Source organism: Christiangramia sp. 3-2217-3z (genome assembly GCF_051195275.1).
Classification (GTDB): domain Bacteria; phylum Bacteroidota; class Bacteroidia; order Flavobacteriales; family Flavobacteriaceae; genus Christiangramia; species Christiangramia marina.
Window position 1 is genome coordinate 333,510 of sequence record NZ_JBNJLI010000004.1, and the last position, 16,519, is coordinate 350,028.

14 protein-coding genes, 1 tRNA gene and 1 pseudogene are annotated in these 16,519 nt (G+C 35.6%); 14 read left to right on the forward strand and 2 right to left on the reverse strand.

The genetic code is table 11. From position 1 onward, the window contains the following. Positions 1 to 41: 41 nt before the first annotated feature. Positions 42 to 428, reverse strand: a complete 387-nt coding sequence (locus ACSHZO_RS09765; protein WP_141877870.1) for an START-like domain-containing protein — start codon at positions 426 to 428, stop codon at positions 42 to 44. 190 nt (positions 429 to 618) lie between these two features. Here ACSHZO_RS09765 and ACSHZO_RS09770 point away from each other — a divergent pair. The 14 genes and pseudogenes from ACSHZO_RS09770 to ACSHZO_RS09835 all read left to right on the forward strand — a co-directional run. Beyond that, positions 619 to 695, forward strand: a tRNA-Met gene (locus ACSHZO_RS09770). Positions 696 to 1,410: 715 nt separating this feature from the next. After that, the gene (locus ACSHZO_RS09775) at positions 1,411 to 1,764 is read left to right on the forward strand and encodes a single-stranded DNA-binding protein (RefSeq protein ID WP_298247246.1); all 354 of its coding nucleotides are present in this window, start codon (positions 1,411 to 1,413) and stop codon (positions 1,762 to 1,764) included. 76 nt (positions 1,765 to 1,840) lie between these two features. Then, positions 1,841 to 2,290, forward strand: a complete 450-nt coding sequence (locus ACSHZO_RS09780; RefSeq protein ID WP_298247247.1) for a JAB domain-containing protein — start codon at positions 1,841 to 1,843, stop codon at positions 2,288 to 2,290. Positions 2,291 to 2,691: 401 nt separating this feature from the next. Beyond that, a complete protein-coding gene (locus tag ACSHZO_RS09785; RefSeq protein ID WP_298247248.1) occupies positions 2,692 to 3,225 on the forward strand; it encodes a BfmA/BtgA family mobilization protein in 534 nt (177 codons plus the stop codon). Beyond that, on the forward strand, positions 3,225 to 4,250 hold the full coding sequence (gene mobB / locus ACSHZO_RS09790; RefSeq protein WP_298247249.1) for a MobB family relaxase: 1,026 nt from the start codon (positions 3,225 to 3,227) through the stop codon (positions 4,248 to 4,250). Before ACSHZO_RS09785 ends, mobB begins: the two co-directional genes overlap by 1 nt. Before the next feature lie 10 nt (positions 4,251 to 4,260). Further along, complete coding sequence (locus ACSHZO_RS09795; protein ID WP_298247250.1) at positions 4,261 to 5,844, forward strand: type IV secretory system conjugative DNA transfer family protein; 1,584 nt, start codon at positions 4,261 to 4,263, stop codon at positions 5,842 to 5,844. A gap of 55 nt (positions 5,845 to 5,899) precedes the next feature. Further along, positions 5,900 to 6,412, forward strand: a complete 513-nt coding sequence (gene parS / locus ACSHZO_RS09800; protein WP_298247251.1) for a type II RES/Xre toxin-antitoxin system antitoxin — start codon at positions 5,900 to 5,902, stop codon at positions 6,410 to 6,412. Beyond that, complete coding sequence (locus ACSHZO_RS09805; protein WP_298247252.1) at positions 6,412 to 6,870, forward strand: RES family NAD+ phosphorylase; 459 nt, start codon at positions 6,412 to 6,414, stop codon at positions 6,868 to 6,870. The genes parS and ACSHZO_RS09805 overlap by 1 nt, the downstream gene beginning before the upstream one ends. Positions 6,871 to 7,452: 582 nt before the next feature. Further along, entirely contained in the window at positions 7,453 to 11,118 is a 3,666-nt protein-coding gene (locus ACSHZO_RS09810) for a DUF7149 domain-containing protein (protein WP_298247253.1), read from the forward strand. Between the two features lie 36 nt (positions 11,119 to 11,154). Next, positions 11,155 to 13,062, forward strand: a complete 1,908-nt coding sequence (locus ACSHZO_RS09815; protein ID WP_298247254.1) for a KAP family P-loop NTPase fold protein — start codon at positions 11,155 to 11,157, stop codon at positions 13,060 to 13,062. 4 nt (positions 13,063 to 13,066) lie between these two features. Next, positions 13,067 to 13,807, forward strand: a complete 741-nt coding sequence (locus tag ACSHZO_RS09820) for a hypothetical protein (RefSeq protein WP_298247255.1) — start codon at positions 13,067 to 13,069, stop codon at positions 13,805 to 13,807. A gap of 2 nt (positions 13,808 to 13,809) precedes the next feature. Further along, on the forward strand, positions 13,810 to 15,186 hold the full coding sequence (gene qatC, locus ACSHZO_RS09825; RefSeq protein WP_298247256.1) for a Qat anti-phage system QueC-like protein QatC: 1,377 nt from the start codon (positions 13,810 to 13,812) through the stop codon (positions 15,184 to 15,186). Then, complete coding sequence (qatD, locus tag ACSHZO_RS09830) at positions 15,176 to 15,901, forward strand: Qat anti-phage system TatD family nuclease QatD (protein ID WP_298247257.1); 726 nt, start codon at positions 15,176 to 15,178, stop codon at positions 15,899 to 15,901. Before qatC ends, qatD begins: the two co-directional genes overlap by 11 nt. Then, positions 15,898 to 16,125: pseudogene (locus tag ACSHZO_RS09835) on the forward strand (SOS response-associated peptidase family protein); the annotation flags it as partial. The gene qatD and the pseudogene ACSHZO_RS09835, both read left to right, overlap by 4 nt. Before the next feature lie 27 nt (positions 16,126 to 16,152). Here ACSHZO_RS09835 and ACSHZO_RS09840 read toward each other — a convergent pair. After that, the gene (locus tag ACSHZO_RS09840; protein ID WP_298247258.1) at positions 16,153 to 16,515 is read right to left on the reverse strand and encodes a hypothetical protein; all 363 of its coding nucleotides are present in this window, start codon (positions 16,513 to 16,515) and stop codon (positions 16,153 to 16,155) included. Between the last annotated feature and the right edge of the window lie 4 nt (positions 16,516 to 16,519).

A 16,519-nucleotide genomic window follows, 5' to 3' on the forward strand; every position in this document is an offset into this window, starting at 1 on the left:
CGTTTAAAACGGGGCAAAGGTACTATTATCTTAAGACTTTTCTAGGCAGAACCTAATATCTGTTTTAGATCTGAAACCATATTTTCCCATAACATTTTTCCTTCATCGATCTCATCCTCTTCAGCAAAATCTGTAATCATAAGGGAAACATCTTTGGTGATATCATCCACTTGTATTCTTAATTCAAAAAAATATGGCGAATCTTCATCTTCAACCCACTTGAACTTGATTCGTTCATCGCTTTTCTTACTCATTAGTTTGGCTTTCTCCTCACTACCTTCCCAAATAAAAGTAAAAAATTCCCCACGGGAATTTACGTTATCTGCATACCACTCGCTTAAACCTGAGGGAGTCGAAATATATTGATACAATAGCGAAGGAGAAGCCTGAATTGGAAACTCCATTTCGTATTTTGTCTTTTCTTCCATTCTAAATTAGTTAGTTTCGGGCAATATAGATATTAATTAGAAGGATTAAAAGAAATCAAAATAAATATTTTAGAAAATAAAGTTTGCGACAATACAAATTGTTTTTATATTTGCACCCGCATTAAAGAAATCATGCGAGGTCTTAAATAGCAAGGCTTCTGAAAGCTTCTTTTAAATGCAAAATTGTTAAGGCGAGGTAGCTCAGTTGGTTAGAGCGTCGGATTCATAACCCGGAGGTCACGAGTTCAAATCTCGTTCTCGCTACCAGTAAACACAAGGCTTTCGAGAAATCGAGAGCCTTTATTATTTTTAGGGGGTACAGAATAGGTACAGAATCACATTATTTTTGACACCCCATTTTAATTGATCTCATTTGATTTCATTTGAATACAAATAATACTAGTTCAGCACATTCCCCTGCATTTCGTTATCACTACATTCCGAGAAAAGAGCTTCACAAAAAAAGTCTTGGACACCATCCCCCTTTCCATTTCTGTTTCGTACACTGTTCATAATGAAAGAAAATAGTGCGCTGCTATCAAAATTCTAAAAGGGGAATGGAGTCCGCCGGATTGTTATATTATAATAATCTTTCTTCCACTTCAAATTTTTTCATACTCCTCATAATTATTTAAGACTACTACCCAGCCATCCCGATTTACCTTTTTTGTCATGCAAAATACCATGATTTAGAAGTTAGCCGGAGTGCATAACCGGTCGGCTACGCTTTCCCTTTTATAACTCCTCTCTAATTCTAAATCATGAAACTGTATCGGCATCAAAAAAGGTAACAGCGACGGCACTACGGGAAGTAAATTTTAAATCAGAAATCATGAAATCGTATCAAATCCATAAAACTGAAGCGGAAAGAAAGTTAAAAAATCAAAAAAGGAAAACGCTCAGGATACAATAAGTAAATTTTTAAACCTACCCGTGGGTGAAAACGGGATTCATAAATATTTTAATCTAAATTTTTTCAATCATGAGTACACTTAGAAACAAAGTACAGTTAATCGGAAATGTAGGGAACGCTCCCGAAATCAAGAACCTTGAAAGCGGTAAAAAAGTAGCCAGTTTTTCAATTGCCACCAATGAATTTTATAAAAATTCCAATAGTGAGAAAGTGCAGAATACCCAATGGCATAATATTGTGGCATGGGGTAAAACTGCCGAAATCGTTGAAAATTATGTAGGTAAGGGAAAAGAAATCGCTATTGAAGGCAAACTGACTTCCCGCTCTTATGAAACCAAAGAAGGTGAGAAACGACATGTAACGGAAATTCTTGCCAGCGAAATTCTTCTACTGGGTGCAAATGCCAGTAATAATAACAATTAGTCTTTAAATTAAAGAGGGCGGCCTTGCTCAAAGATCCGCCCTCTTTTCATTATTAATCCAATTAAACAAGATCAACATGAAAACCAAAGTTAATGAAATATCGATAAAATATCAGGGGAATTTTAAAATAAGCCAGGCACCTAAAATAACTTCTTCCCTAAGTGCAACCGAACTTTTATTCTGTTCCTGGAACAAGGATCAAATAGGGCTGCAGGAATGCTTTAAGGTTATGCTTTTAAATAACGCCAATAAAGTAAAAGGAATATTTGAAGTCTCTACCGGAGGAATTACCGGAACACTAGTGGATCTACGTATTGTATTTGCAGTTATCTTAAAAAGCCTGACAACTTCTATTATTCTGGCGCATAATCATCCAAGTGGCACCTTAACTCCAAGTAATGCGGATAAAGCCCTCACTACTAAAATAAAAAATGCTGCGATCCTTTTTGATATTAAACTCCTTGATCATCTTATAATAACTCCAGATGGCGACTATTTTAGTTTTGCCGATGAGGGTCTTTTGTAAAATCAAAAACAAAATTTTAACCGGGTCTTTATCTTTAAGGCCCGGTTTTCTATTTGAAAAATTCGCAATCAATCTTTCTAATTCATGAGATTAATTTAAGAAGATAAACTTCTGCTTCTTAAAAAGTACAATTCATTATTCGGACATCTAAAAGGCTATTAAATTCTATTTAATAGTTGAAATTTTTGTCCCGAGTACTCGGGACAAAATGGTAAAGCAAGAGGATAACACGCTGCGCGATGTTAAGACATGTAATCATTATACAACATTCTGTTTATCAGTTGTTTATAATTTTATGCTGATTGTTTAGGAACCATAAAAATAGTATCAGGGGCCCCTACATCTGAAAAGCTCAATGAGAGTCATGATGGACCGAACCATAAAATCTAAAAACAGGAACCATGGAGATAATTTCGAGACTAAAAGTAAAACTTAGCATTGCAAAGCGGTTTAGAGATTTTGCAAAGAAAAATGGTACCAAAAATTCGGAAGCATTAGAATTAATGATAGACTTTTTCGAAAGAAATAACCTGTCCCCATTTGAAACTTTAAGCCCTTCCAAAGTAAGCCTGGAGAACCTAATCAAAAAACGAATTGATGGACTAATTGCAATTTTAAAAAATATCGAGAAAACGCAAATTCAGCCTTCGTTTGTCATTTTACAGATATTGGCAGGGAATCATGCCATATCGGGAAAGAATGTTCAAACGAAAATAACTAAAAAACAGATTGATTCTGATCCCAGAAACCGAGAAGAATTATCCCAGGAAATAATTCGTCTCCAAGAATCGAATAAGGCTTCAAGGCAAGATCTGGAATACCTCTTAAATAAAATAGAAATAAAATCAAACAGCTTTGGTCCTGATTATTTGAAACTGAATATACCTCGCTCAGAATTTGAACAATTTAAAGTTTCTATAAAACATAATTCATAATGTATATCTCAATTTCTCCCCAAAAATTAGGGGGCTCTTTCTCACAAAGCGTCGGGGACTTTGTAATCTATCTCGAAAAGGAGAATCAGGAAAAAAACCTGCAGGAAAATGAATATTTTTTTAATCAATATGATGATAAGATAAGGCCTTATGAAGTGATCAAAGAAATAGATGGAAACACAGCAAAATTAAAACAAACCGAACCTAAATACTATTCCATTACCGTTAACCCAAGCCAGTACGAATTAAAACATATTCATAATAATCCTGAAAAACTCAAAACTTATGTACGTGATTTAATGAAAGAATATGCCAGTGCTTTTAACAGAGAAATAAACGGACGCCCCATACATATAAATGACATAAAATATTATGCGAAAATTGAGCATCAACGCACCTATAAAAGCTATGATACCGCCATTAAGGAAAATGCCCCCTATTCCAATAAAATAGCTCACTTACAAAATAAACTAAGGAAGGTTGCACGTGGCGAAGTATCAGGGAATATGAACAGTATTCAAAATGAGATAAAAAAACTTAGCAGGGACGCGCCCTATAAAATCCAGGGACAGCCTATTGAAGAAGGAATGAAAAAGGAAGGTCTGCAAACCCATATCCATATAGTCGTGAGCAGAAAGGACGCCTCTAATTCCTACAGCCTATCCCCCGGCAGCAAATACAAAGCGTCGGAAGTAATGATGCATGGTAAGAATGTGAAACGTGGATTTGAAAGGGATCGCTTTTTTAAAAGTGCTGAGAAAAGCTTTGACCGGCTTTTCAGTTACAACCGGAATTATGTGGAAAGCTATATGGCAAGAAAAACCTTTACTCAAAATCCTCAGAATTACTTCTCCATCCTTATGAATTTAGCTATGAATGAAAAGAAAATAGCTTTTAAAATGCTCCGAGAAACAGGATTGCAACTCCCCATATTACATCTGCCCCAGAATAAAGTGGGTTTTGCTTATAAGCAACTGAAAAAAATTATTGAAACCGGTCTCAAATCAAGCTCGATCGGATATTAAAAATAAGTATATGTTATCTAATTTTCCTCTTATACTGTTCTTTAACTGCTGGGCCGCTGGTATTTTTTACTTTTCGCTGAAATATACACGTTGGGGTTATGTGATAAATCTCTCATTTATCTGTTTGCTATTTTTCCTGACTTTCCCCACCCACTTCGATTTTGATTTATTTTTTCAAATGGCAGGCCGCTACTTTTTTCCGCTGGCTATTATAAACTTTTGTTTGAATGAACGTATTAATAAACCCAATTCGGCTAATTCCCGAAAATACCGGATCAATGCTTCCTTAGCTAAGGGATATATAAAAATTCGTGATATTCGGCGTGGGGTATCTATTATCGGTTCTGCCGGCAGCGGCAAGACAGAAAGCGTAGTCGCTCATTTTCTTCAACATTTCAGCAGACATTCTTTCTGCGGAATTATACACGACTATAAAAATTTTGAACTTTCAAAGATCGCTTATCCCCTCTTTAAAAAAAGCAATGTACCGTTTTACATGATTTCCTTTGATACTATTTACAACCGTGTTAATCCAATAGCCCCACGCTATATGCAAAATGTAGAAAGTGTAAACGAGATCTCACGTTTGCTTTTAGAGAACTTACTGGAGAAAAAAGAAGATTTTTCAGGCGGAAGTTCCAAGTTCTTCAATGATGCTGCAGAAGGTATTATAGGAGGCCTAATCTGGAAACTTAAAACCGATTATCCACGGTTTTGCACTTTGCCCCACCTCATAGGTTTTTACCAGCATGCAAGCACATACCAGTTAGTCAATTTTTTAAATTCGAACTTAACTTCACAGGCTATGGCAAATGCTTTCCTGGGAGGAGTAGAATCTGAAAGACAAACCGCTTCCGTTAAGAGCACGCTTTCCAATGCTTTTAAAAAAATAAGCTCCAAAAATATATTTATGGTTCTTTCTACAGATGAGATACCATTAGATATCAATAATCCTGAAAAACCGGGTGTGATTTCTGTAGTAAACAATCCCAAATTTGAATCAGCCTACTCCCCTATTATTGCCACAATAATCCACACAATCACCAAACAAATGAGTGTACACGAAAAATTACCTTCCTTTATATTAATGGAGGAAGCACCTACAATCCGGTTACTAAACATGCACCGTATTCCCGCTACTTTACGCAGCTATAATATTTCCACCGTGTATGTGATGCAGGATAAAATTCAGAATGATATGCTATATGGCGATAAGGCCAGCAAAGCAATTCTTAGCAATCTTTCCTATCAATTCTTCGGAAAAGTGAATGATCCAGACACAGCAAAATATTATGAGCGATTTTTTGAAATAGTAAAAAGAGAAAGTATCAGTATTAGCAAAAGCGAAAACCTAAACTTCGACACCCGCATCACCCGAAGCGAGAGGGAGGTTTCAAAAATACGCGCCGATTTATTTTTTCGGTTAAAACCTGGTGAATTTGTCTCCTTTGCAGACGGGAAAGAACAAAAGATAAAATTTGGAATACCCAGCCTTCGAAAAGAATTGCCGATACCAAAACAGAAATTCTCGGAACAGGATCTTGATGACAATTTTGAAAAAATTTATCGGGAAGCGCAATCTATTATAGAATAATAAAATTGGTTTATTACGACAATTGTCTTATTTTTATAGACAAATATTCATTATTATGATTACCGAAGAGAAAGACAGTTCCGCATCACTAACTCTGGTAAATAAAGCTATTAAAAGATATGCAAAATCAGTCAGGGAATCCAGTAAGCTAAGTTTACGGGATAAGAACATTACCTATTCTGATTTTTTTCAGGATAAAATGCTGATCATCCACGCGATTAGAAAAGGACTTCCCTATTCCCTTTTTAACGAAATTCAAAAAGTCACCCCCTTTTCAGAAAATGACTGGGCGGAATTTCTGAATATTTCGGTGAAGACGCTGCAACGACATAAAAAAGAAAAGGACTATTATTTTAAGCCTATTCATACTGAAAAAATTATTGAACTGGCGGAAGTAACCCAATTCGGGAAAGAAGTTTTTGATTCAGCAGATCAATTTTATTCCTGGCTCAACACACCCTCCTATGCACTGGGTAATTTAAAACCCGCTGAACTCCTAAAAGATTCTTACGGAAAGGAACTGGTAATGGGTGAACTAAACAGGATTGACCATGGAATATTTGCATAATGAAGGTTTTTAGGTTATCGAAACAAAAATATGCACGGGATCTAAACGGTAAAGGAGCAGCCAGATTCGGAAATCGCTGGAACTCCAAAGGCACTGAAATGATTTATACCGCCGAAAGCAGGGCTTTGGCTATGGCAGAAGTGGCAGTTCATTTAACACTGGCAAACATTCCCAGTGATTATATGATGATAGAGCTTGAAATCCCTGATACTATAAAAATCAACACCCTACAAAGCGATAAACTTCCATTAGATTGGAATGACCATCCTCAAGGGATACATACACAAAAAATTGGAGACGATTTTATAGATGATGGTAATACTTGCGTTCTCAAAGTACCTTCAGCAGTAGTGAAGGGAGATTTTAATTTTTTGATTAATCCGCATCATAAGGATCTTAAAAAAATAAAAATTATCAGCATTACAGACTTCCCTTTTGATAAACGAATTTTTAAGTAAGACTCAAAAAGGAGGAGGCTTGATAGCTTTCGCCCTCGCGCCCCCATAAAATAAGTCCCGGAAAACCAGGACTTGATTGCAGATTAATATCCAACAGCACTGTCTTTATCAGCCGGACCCGCCCCCATCATCTGCCAGGTGTTGGCCGCTCCTTATACCGCTGTCTTCAACTTGACTTCTAATTTACTGAAATTAACTTTAAGACATTAAAATAATACTCTGACATTGAATTGAAGCAGTTGAGTTTACTATGATAGTTTAAGAAATCATTCAACTTTCAGAATTAAATAAGCTTCTACTATAAATACCTTGCCTCCTAAAATTAATGACGTTGCAAAGTTCATTTCAATTATTTGAAGTTTTATTTACATCCGTTTTTAGCACAAATGATCCTTTCACTCATAAATTTTCAATGATAATTAAGCTTTTTTCATCTTAATAGCTATCAACTTTTACATGTTGAAAGCTTTTTTGTCTCCAATGTTAAGGTTTTGAATCTTCTTTATATATTGTTAAAAATTAATGCAATTACAAATGGACAGTATTCCCTAAGCACTGCTCCAAAAAATAACCCATTTCTGCATGCAGCCTGAACAGGAAATCAATTCGGCGAACCTACAAATACTTAAACCACGGAAGGCTCTTAACAAAGCTTTCCTTAAGGTAAAGCCCAATCGGTCCCAGATAGAGCAATTCAAAGAGAATCTTAAGGAGTTGCTGGACAGAACAAATGACACCGAGTCTGAAGAGTTTCACAAGAACCTGGTCATAGATTTTTTAAAGAAGACTTATTACGATCCCAATCACTATATCAATACTAAAGGGCGTAACGACCTGGTGATCCATAACGGGAACAAGGCTAAAAGTGCGGTGGGGGTTATTATCGAAGCTAAGAAGCCTACTAATCGGGCAGAGATGCTCAGTAAAGAGAAGATTAATGTAAAGGCTTTCCATGAGCTTGTTTTATATTATTTTCGGGAACGAATTATTCAAAAGAATCTGGAGGTTAAATACGTGATCGCCACCAATATAAATGAGTGGTTTATCTTCAATGCAAATGTTTTTGAAAAAGCTTTTGCTCAAAACAAAAAGCTGGTAAAACAGTTTGAAGATTTTGAAGCGGGCAGGCTGGCTGGGAAAACAACTGACTTCTTCTATAAGGAAATAGCCGAGCCTTTTATTGCTAAAATGCAGCAGGAGGTGGAATTCACCTGGTTCGATATTCGCAATTATGAAAGACCGCTTCGAAACAACAACCCGAAAGACGATAATAAACTTATCTCTTTATTTAAGCTATTATCACCCGAGCACCTTTTAAAACTGCCGTTCATGAATGACAGTAATAGCCTGGACAAACGTTTTTATGGGGAGTTGCTGCATATCATTGGCCTTACCGAAACCAAACAGGGCGGCAAAAAAATCATTGAAAGGCAAAAGGAAGGTCAGCGTAACTCCGGCTCTTTTCTGGAAAACGCGATCATCCAGCTGGACAGTATGGATAAGATAGGCCGTTTGGAGAGTCCGTCGCAATTTGGGGAGACCAAAGAAGAACGATTGTTCAATGTGGGACTGGAACTAAGCATTACCTGGCTTAACAGAATCTTATTCTTAAAACTGCTCGAAGCGCAGTTGATCACTTATCATAAAGGTGATAAATCATACGAATTTTTGAGCCTTGACAGGATCCACAATTATGATGATCTTAATAGTTTGTTCTTCCAGGTTTTGGCGCGGCAATATTCTGAAAGAAACGAAGATGTAAAAGCACTTTTTGAAAAAGTTCCTTACCTGAATTCTTCGCTTTTTGAGCCTACAGATATTGAGCACGCCACATTGTTTATCAGTAATCTTCGTGATGATAAGACACTGCCTATCTATAGCGCCACCGTTCTGAAAGATAAAAAAGGTAAAAAACGCAGCGGGGAACTTAATGCGCTGGAATATTTATTTGAATTCCTAAATGCCTACGATTTTAGCAGTGAGGGCGGCGAAACCATACAGGAAGATAATAAAACGCTCATCAACGCCTCGGTGCTTGGGCTTATTTTTGAAAAAATCAATGGTTATAAAGATGGTTCTTTTTTTACACCGGGTTTTATTACCATGTATATGTGCCGAGAGACGATTAGGAAAGCGGTTGTCCAGAAGTTCAACGAAAACAAAAGCTGGGACTGTAAAGACCTGGATGAATTGTATGATCTTATAGAAGACCGTAAGGAAGCCAATGAGCTTATAAATTCTCTAAAGATCTGCGATCCCGCGGTGGGATCGGGGCATTTTCTGGTATCTGCACTTAATGAGATGATCGCCATTAAAAATGACCTGAATATCCTGCAGGACCGCCAAGGAAGAAGACTGAAAGAATATCAGGTGGAAGTGGTGAACGATGAACTTATCGTAACCGATGAAGACGGGGAACTCTTTGAATATAATCCAACTGCAAAGGAAAGCCAACGGGTACAGGAAGCTCTTTTCCACGAAAAGCAGCAGATCATTGAAAACTGCCTTTTTGGAGTGGATATTAACCCGAACTCCGTTAAGATCTGCCGACTACGTTTATGGATCGAGTTGTTGAAGAATGCTTATTATAAGAACGAAACAGAACTTGAGACGCTACCGAATATCGATATCAATATCAAATGCGGGAATTCGCTTATCAGCCGTTTTGACCTGGATGCCGACTTAAGTAAGGCGTTGAAGGATAGCAAATGGAATATAGACAGTTATCGTATAGCGGTAGATACTTACCGTAATGCCCGTACAAAAGAAGAAAAGCGGGAGATGGAAAAGATCATCCACGATATCAAGAACGATTTTAGGAGCGAGATCTCTGCCAATGACCCCCAAGTAAAACGGCTGCAGAAAGTAAAGGGTGAAATATTTTTGATGAGCAATCAGACCCAGATGTTTGAAATGTCCAAAAGGGAAAAAGCCACCTGGAATAAAAAGCTGAAAAAATTCACTACAGAAGCAGGTAAGCTGGAAACCCAAATACAGGAGATCAAAGACAACAAGATATTTGAAAATGCTTTTGAGTGGCGCTTTGAATTCCCGGAAATATTAAACAATGATGGTGACTATGTAGGGTTTGATATGGTGATTGGAAATCCACCGTATGTTAACTTTAGAGACATAAAGCAACAGGACGAGAAAAAATATCTTCTAAAAAAATACAGCACTTCCGAATATCAATCAGATCTTTTTATTCTATTCATTGACCTTGGTTTTCACCTTTTAATTGGCAAAGGGGAATTCTGTTTTATTGTTCCTAATTCCCTAACCAATAATCTGAATAATTCGAAGATTCGAGAATTCATTATTCAAAGCTCAAAAATTAATTTTATAATAGATACACCGATTGGTGTTTTTCCTGATGCTACTGTAGATACTATTGTTATTTCTACTTCCTTACCCAAAATAAATGTCAATGAAGTAAGATGTTTGGTTAGCAAGAATGAACAAATATATCTTCATGGCTCTTCTCTCCAGGCGGATTTTGAACAAAACGATAATTACTATTTTGATTTTCTAACCAGTTCCGAAAGTCGGAAAATTATTAAAAGAATGGAAGAAGATTCCGTTCTACTGGATGAAATCTGTGAATCTTCAAGTGGAATTAAGGAATATGAAACAGGTAAAGGAAAACCACCACAGTCGCAAGAAGATAGATTACAAAAGGTCTTCAATTCGTCAGAACAAATCGATGAAAAATATAGAAGACATATCTCTGGCTCGGAAGTAGAAAAATATGCCATTAACTGGAAAGGAGACTACATTTTATATGGTAAAAATTTGGCTGCCCCACGAGATTCTAAATTTTTTGAGGGAGACAGAATAATTATACGAGAAATACCTGGCAAAACCTCTCTAATAGCTTCCTTTACAGATGAAGATTACACTGTAAAAAATACTGCCCATGTTTTTCTGGTTAAAGAATTCTTTGAAGCTAAATACGTGCTTGCTCTGCTCAACTCCATCTTACTAGGATTCTATTTTAAAAATAAATTTTCGGAACGAGATGACGTTTTTCCAAAAGCCAAAATTGGCCAATGTAGAGCATTACCAATTAAAAAAGCAACTTTAGCTCAACAGGAGATTTTTCTTGCTAAAATTGATAAAATCCTGAATTTAAAAAAACAAAACCTCACCGCCGACACCTCTTCTTTAGAAGCAGAAATTGACCGGCTAGTTTATGAGCTTTACGAGTTGACGGACGAAGAGATTGGGATTGTTGAAGGAAGTGTTTAAAAATAGTATGATATAGTAAAATAAAGATTTATTAGAATGTGGTCAGACAACGAGACATCTCAAGATTTATTAGGTTTTAAAGTACATGCTGATCTTTTGACAGATGTAATTAAAGACGATTCAATATTACCTATTACAATTGGTGTTTTTGGAGATTGGGGAAGCGGAAAATCAAGTATCCTTAAGATCATTAAGGAGAAATTTGAAGATCCTGAGGGAGCAAACAATGATGACGAAACTCTTAGCATATATTTCAATGGCTGGACCTTTGAAGGTTATGATGATGCAAAAGCCGCTCTTCTGGATTCTATTATAAAAGAACTGGAAAACAACAAAAAATTAAGTCCAGAAATTAGAGAGACTGTAAAAACCAAAGCTAGAAAACTTTGGAAGTCGATAAACTGGATGAGAGGAGCAGGTTTGGTTATGAAAAATGTGGCATTACCAGCTGTTTCAGCTTATTTTACTGGTGGACTTAGCTTAGCCCCTTTTGCTATGCAAAAACTAGCAGAATGGAATATTGACAGTCCTCAAGGTTTGATTGAGAGACTAAATTCAGACGAGGGAAATGAATTTTTTCAGTCCTTGACAAAGGAAAATCATGAAGAAAAATCTAATGTTAATCCAGTCGCTGAATTCAGAAGTGATTTTAAAGATTTGTTGGAGGCTACTAATTTTAAAAGATTAGTAGTTATTATTGATGACTTGGACCGGTGTAAACCTGAGAGAATAATAGAAAATTTAGAAGCCATTAAATTATTTGTAAATGTTCCTAAAACTGCATTCATTATAGGTGCTGATCCACGAATAGTAAGACATGCCATAGAAATTAAATATGGAAATTCTAATCGTATTCAAGATGATAATTCCAGAATTATAGAAGATTACCTGGAAAAACTAATACAATTACCATATTCTCTGCCGAAGCTTTCAGAACCAGAAGTTGAAACTTACATTTCCATGTTGATATGTAAAAGAGAATTGGGGGATGATAAATTCAAAACTATTCATACAAATTTTCTTGATTTTAAATTGAAGGATAAGTATTCTGCTTACGGTCTTCTCAATATGCAGCCTCACCTTACTTCTGACGATTTTGAAAAAGTAAAAACTAATATTATATCCATACCTTCATTAGTTCCACTAATTACGCAAAGCCTATATGGCAACCCAAGACAAATAAAAAGATTTCTAAACACGTATATTATTAGGCAAAGACTTTCAGATGTAGCTAGGTTGAATGATTTCAGTTCGGCCATTCTGGCTAAACTTATGATACTCGAATACTCTGAATTGAGGCTTTTTAGACAACTATTCGATTGGCAGTTAGATCAGGAAGGAAAACCCAAAGAAATACTTCTCTTAGAAGAAATCTGTAACGATGAAGGAATTGAAAATAAAGCTCAAGAAATTGAAAGTAACGGCATGCCAAACTGGAGTAAAGAAAAAATTATCAAGTGGCTACAGGTTGAACCAAAAATTTCAAATATCGATTTGCGGGATTATTTTTGGCTATCAAGAGATCGTATTGCGAATTCAATATCTGCTACTAGTTTAATTTCTCCGATCGTAAAAGCTCTCTTTAATGAACTAAATCAGGAAATGCCTACCGGCACAAGGAAAAAAATATTAGGAGATAAATATTCTCAACTCACACAACTCGAGAAAGATTCTTTTCTTAATCTACTGTCCAATACTTTAAAAAAGAATCCAAAAGAGAAATTTGTCTTTGAAATATTTCACCAACTGCTAAAAGAAAAGGATGAAAATGCAGCATCTTTTTACATTGAAACATTGAGAGTTATTAACAAAGAAGATTTAGAACCAGCTACTGGAGTTGGTTTAAGAGAGTTCAAAGACTATCCTGTTTTAGGAGAATTTTTGACAGAATTTTTTAAGGATAATAAAAGCAGAGCTAGTAAAGCATACAACATAAAAAAGTAACAAAATGGGAACATCAAAATCCTTTTCAGATACGAGACATGCTATGATGCCCAACTGGAAGGAGCTGAGTACAGTTATGACTAGTAGCTGCGATTCTACTACGCTTCCTGTAGAAAAGAGAAAAAAGATTTTACGCAATTATGTCTCTGTAGTTGGTGGAGCAAGTAAAGCGGGCCGCGGAGGCTCAAAAATTGCCGGTAAAAGTGGCATAAGAACAGCAAAAAAAATAGGCGGTTTTTTTGGTTCTTTTACAGGTTCGGATAATAATCTCCGAGAAGCCTTAAGAAGTACCGGATTAACTGATCTACAAGATAAAACTGTCTCTGATATTATAAATCACTTGATCCAGTATTGTTCCGGTTCTGCTTCAACTATAGATGAGATAGCCGCAAAAGAAGCAACTAGAAAACTATTTGAAGAGCTTGTTTCAGATGCGGGCAATATTGATGAAATGGAAGCAATGCTACAAAGTAAATTTGAAGCTACTACTTCAGAAGATATACTTATAACTTATTTCGGTTACTATATCTACGAACATTTGGATAAATGGTTTTATGAAAAACTAATTAGGGATAAAAATCCATCTGATTGCACTAACCTTTTTAAACAGATCAAAGATTACATCTTCGAAAGTTTAAGAGATGTCCAGCGTACCAAAACTTTACAGAGTATTGATTGGAGCTCGGATGAAGCCGACAGATTGATTAAAAACTTACAACAGGATATATTAATTGTTTTTGAGTAATTATGGAAGTAGGAGTACATCTCAGCGAAGCGAAAATCGGCAAATTTTCTAATATTATTTTATCCTTTAATGCTTTAAACGGTAAGGAACAGAAAGTAGGTTTAGTCTTAAATAATTTTGTGGATATCTATGATCTAACAAGGGACACCAAGTCTCCTAGATTTGATTTTTTTTTAATATCCGCTTTAGTCTATGGCATAGATAATCTTTTAGATAGAGAATATTATTCCGACGATGGATGGTCCAGGGAAATTGAAGTAGTTTTACCAGTTTATAATATCTCGATCTGGAAAGGTCAAGAATCATTACTTGAAGAATCATTAAAATTCTTAACAGGAGATCACTGGAAAATAAATTTTGTACACAATCCTATTCAAAATTGTTTCTTGGAAAAAAAAGGTCGCTGGAATAAGAAAAGAAAAACTTTTAATACTGATAAAATAAAAGTGACCAGCTTATTTTCTGGTGGTTTAGATTCACTAATCGGAATTATTGACCATTTGGAAAAGTTAAATAATGATGAAGAAATTTTGTTAGTTTCTCATTTTGATTTTTATTCTTCAGGGCCGAATAGGGATCAACAAATATTATTTCGCTCCTTAGTGGAAAAATATCCTGATAAGGTAAAAAATAATTGGATACAAAGCAGATTAGCTTTAAAGCGAGTGAATCAATATGGAGATAAGTTTAAAACAGAGGGGAATTATAGAAGTAGGTCATTCTTTTTTATAGGTTTAGGTTGTCTTCTTTCTCCATCTTCTAATTTAATTATTCCAGAGAATGGTACAATATCCATTAATTACCCTTTGACCCCTTCCAGAGTTAGTTCTTTAAGCACTCGCACAACTCATCCTTTTGTATTAGGCAAGCTACAACAATTGTTATATAACCTTGAAATTGCAGTAGCCCTTGAAAACCCGTATCGTTTTAAAACCAAAGGGGAAATGGTTAAAGAATGTCAAAATAACATTTTCCTTGAGGAAATTCATCCAAAATCTACTTCTTGTGGAAAATCCAACCATAAGGAAAATTGGGAAAATAGAACTGGAACACACCATTGCGGAGTTTGTATGCCATGTATATACAGGAGAGCAGCATTACATAAGAACAATAATGATGATCAACTATATGGGAGCTATGTTGAAAAAGCGGTAAGCAGAAACAGATTTGTTGATCTGCCGGCCCTAATCAATTTTTTGAAGAAAAATATAGACAAAGAGCAAATGAAGAGAGATATTTTAGTCAATGGGAACGTTCCTACTAATGATTTAGAAAATTATGCAGAAATGGTTTTACGATCTAAAGATGAGGTGCTAAAACTTTTTAGAGATAAAGGGAACGACTTTATTAAAAATGAAATTGGCATAAATGATAATTGATACTCACTGTCACATAGATTTATATCCCAATCCCAATTTAGTAATAAAGGAGTTGGAAAAGCAGAATATCATAACAATTGGAATGACAAATTTACCTAGCCACTTCAACATGGGTTTTCGTCACACAAGAAATTTAAGAAAGGTTCGTCTTGCTTTAGGAATGCATCCATTAATGGCTTTAAATCATTCCAGCGAGTTTCCGGAGTTTTATAGGTCTTTAAAATTAACCTCTTACATAGGTGAAATTGGCCTCGATTTTTCGCGAGAAGGGATTGAAACAAAAGAGATCCAAATAGATAGTTTTAATAAGATTTTAGAAGCTGTTTCAAAGGAAAAAAAAATTTTAAGTATCCACTCTAGGAATGCAGAAAAAAAAGTCTTGGAGATGCTTCGAAAATATAAAATCCAAAATGCTATTTTCCACTGGTATTCTGGAGGGTTAAAATTAATTGATGAAATAGTGGATTCAGGATATTTTTTCTCCTTTAACACAGCCATGGTAAAGTCTGAAAAAGGTAAAAAAATTATAGCTCGTGTGCCAAAAGAAAAAATGCTTACAGAAACTGACGGTCCTTTCATTAAACATAATGGCAGAATAGTAAAATCAATGGATCTAAAAGCGGTTATATCATTCTTAAATGATATAGAAGAAACAAAGGAAATGGAAGAACAAATATCGCAAAACTTTATGAAATTAGTTGCTAAAATTAAATAAACAGTTTTGCCTTTGCCGGAATTTATTCCGCGTGGAAGAATCCTCAGAATAATGAATTAGTAAACTCCTACTCTATCGTTACGACCGAAGCTAATGAGTTTATGAGCGAGATTCATAACAATAAAAAAAGAATGCCCGTAGTGCTTAAATCCCAAGATCATCAAGCATGGCTGACCGGTAATGAAGTTTCAGGTTTTTCTTTTCCGTATGATGTAGATTTAGAAGCAAACCCAGTTCAGGGAAAGAATAATTTAGAATGGACTCTTTTCCCTCACCCCAGTCTCCGTAACCTTCCACATTCCATCTTCCTGGATCAGCTTAAAGGTCTCGGGATTATCTTCAAAATTAGTACTGAATTTAACCCATGCGGTTTTATCATCCAAAGATTCGTCCAGCAACTTGAAATTTGATGCAGATGAATTTTGAGATTCAAACATATCCTGTACAGAAAGAAAGGATTCATAACTTGCTGAAGTGGTATATTTTTTCAGCTGGGAGTTATCCTTGGAATAAAAACTCTCCACGACTATTTGAGCAGTCATCGCAGGGCTCATCTGAGATTCCGAACAGGAAACACAAATACCCAGAACCAAAATAAATAAGTAATTTTTCATATTC

Bases quoted from the DNA above. Each gene is read 5' to 3' on its own strand.
- ACSHZO_RS09765 (WP_141877870.1), bottom strand. From the start codon at position 428: ATGGAAGAAAAGACAAAATACGAAATGGAGTTTCCAATTCAGGCTTCT.
- ACSHZO_RS09775 (WP_298247246.1), top strand. From the start codon at position 1,411: ATGAGTACACTTAGAAACAAAGTACAGTTAATCGGAAATGTAGGGAAC.
- ACSHZO_RS09780 (WP_298247247.1), top strand. From the start codon at position 1,841: ATGAAAACCAAAGTTAATGAAATATCGATAAAATATCAGGGGAATTTT.
- ACSHZO_RS09785 (WP_298247248.1), top strand. From the start codon at position 2,692: ATGGAGATAATTTCGAGACTAAAAGTAAAACTTAGCATTGCAAAGCGG.
- mobB (WP_298247249.1), top strand. From the start codon at position 3,225: ATGTATATCTCAATTTCTCCCCAAAAATTAGGGGGCTCTTTCTCACAA.
- ACSHZO_RS09795 (WP_298247250.1), top strand. From the start codon at position 4,261: ATGTTATCTAATTTTCCTCTTATACTGTTCTTTAACTGCTGGGCCGCT.
- parS (WP_298247251.1), top strand. From the start codon at position 5,900: ATGATTACCGAAGAGAAAGACAGTTCCGCATCACTAACTCTGGTAAAT.
- ACSHZO_RS09805 (WP_298247252.1), top strand. From the start codon at position 6,412: ATGAAGGTTTTTAGGTTATCGAAACAAAAATATGCACGGGATCTAAAC.
- ACSHZO_RS09810 (WP_298247253.1), top strand. From the start codon at position 7,453: ATGCAGCCTGAACAGGAAATCAATTCGGCGAACCTACAAATACTTAAA.
- ACSHZO_RS09815 (WP_298247254.1), top strand. From the start codon at position 11,155: ATGTGGTCAGACAACGAGACATCTCAAGATTTATTAGGTTTTAAAGTA.
- ACSHZO_RS09820 (WP_298247255.1), top strand. From the start codon at position 13,067: ATGGGAACATCAAAATCCTTTTCAGATACGAGACATGCTATGATGCCC.
- qatC (WP_298247256.1), top strand. From the start codon at position 13,810: ATGGAAGTAGGAGTACATCTCAGCGAAGCGAAAATCGGCAAATTTTCT.
- qatD (WP_298247257.1), top strand. From the start codon at position 15,176: ATGATAATTGATACTCACTGTCACATAGATTTATATCCCAATCCCAAT.
- ACSHZO_RS09840 (WP_298247258.1), bottom strand. From the start codon at position 16,515: ATGAAAAATTACTTATTTATTTTGGTTCTGGGTATTTGTGTTTCCTGT.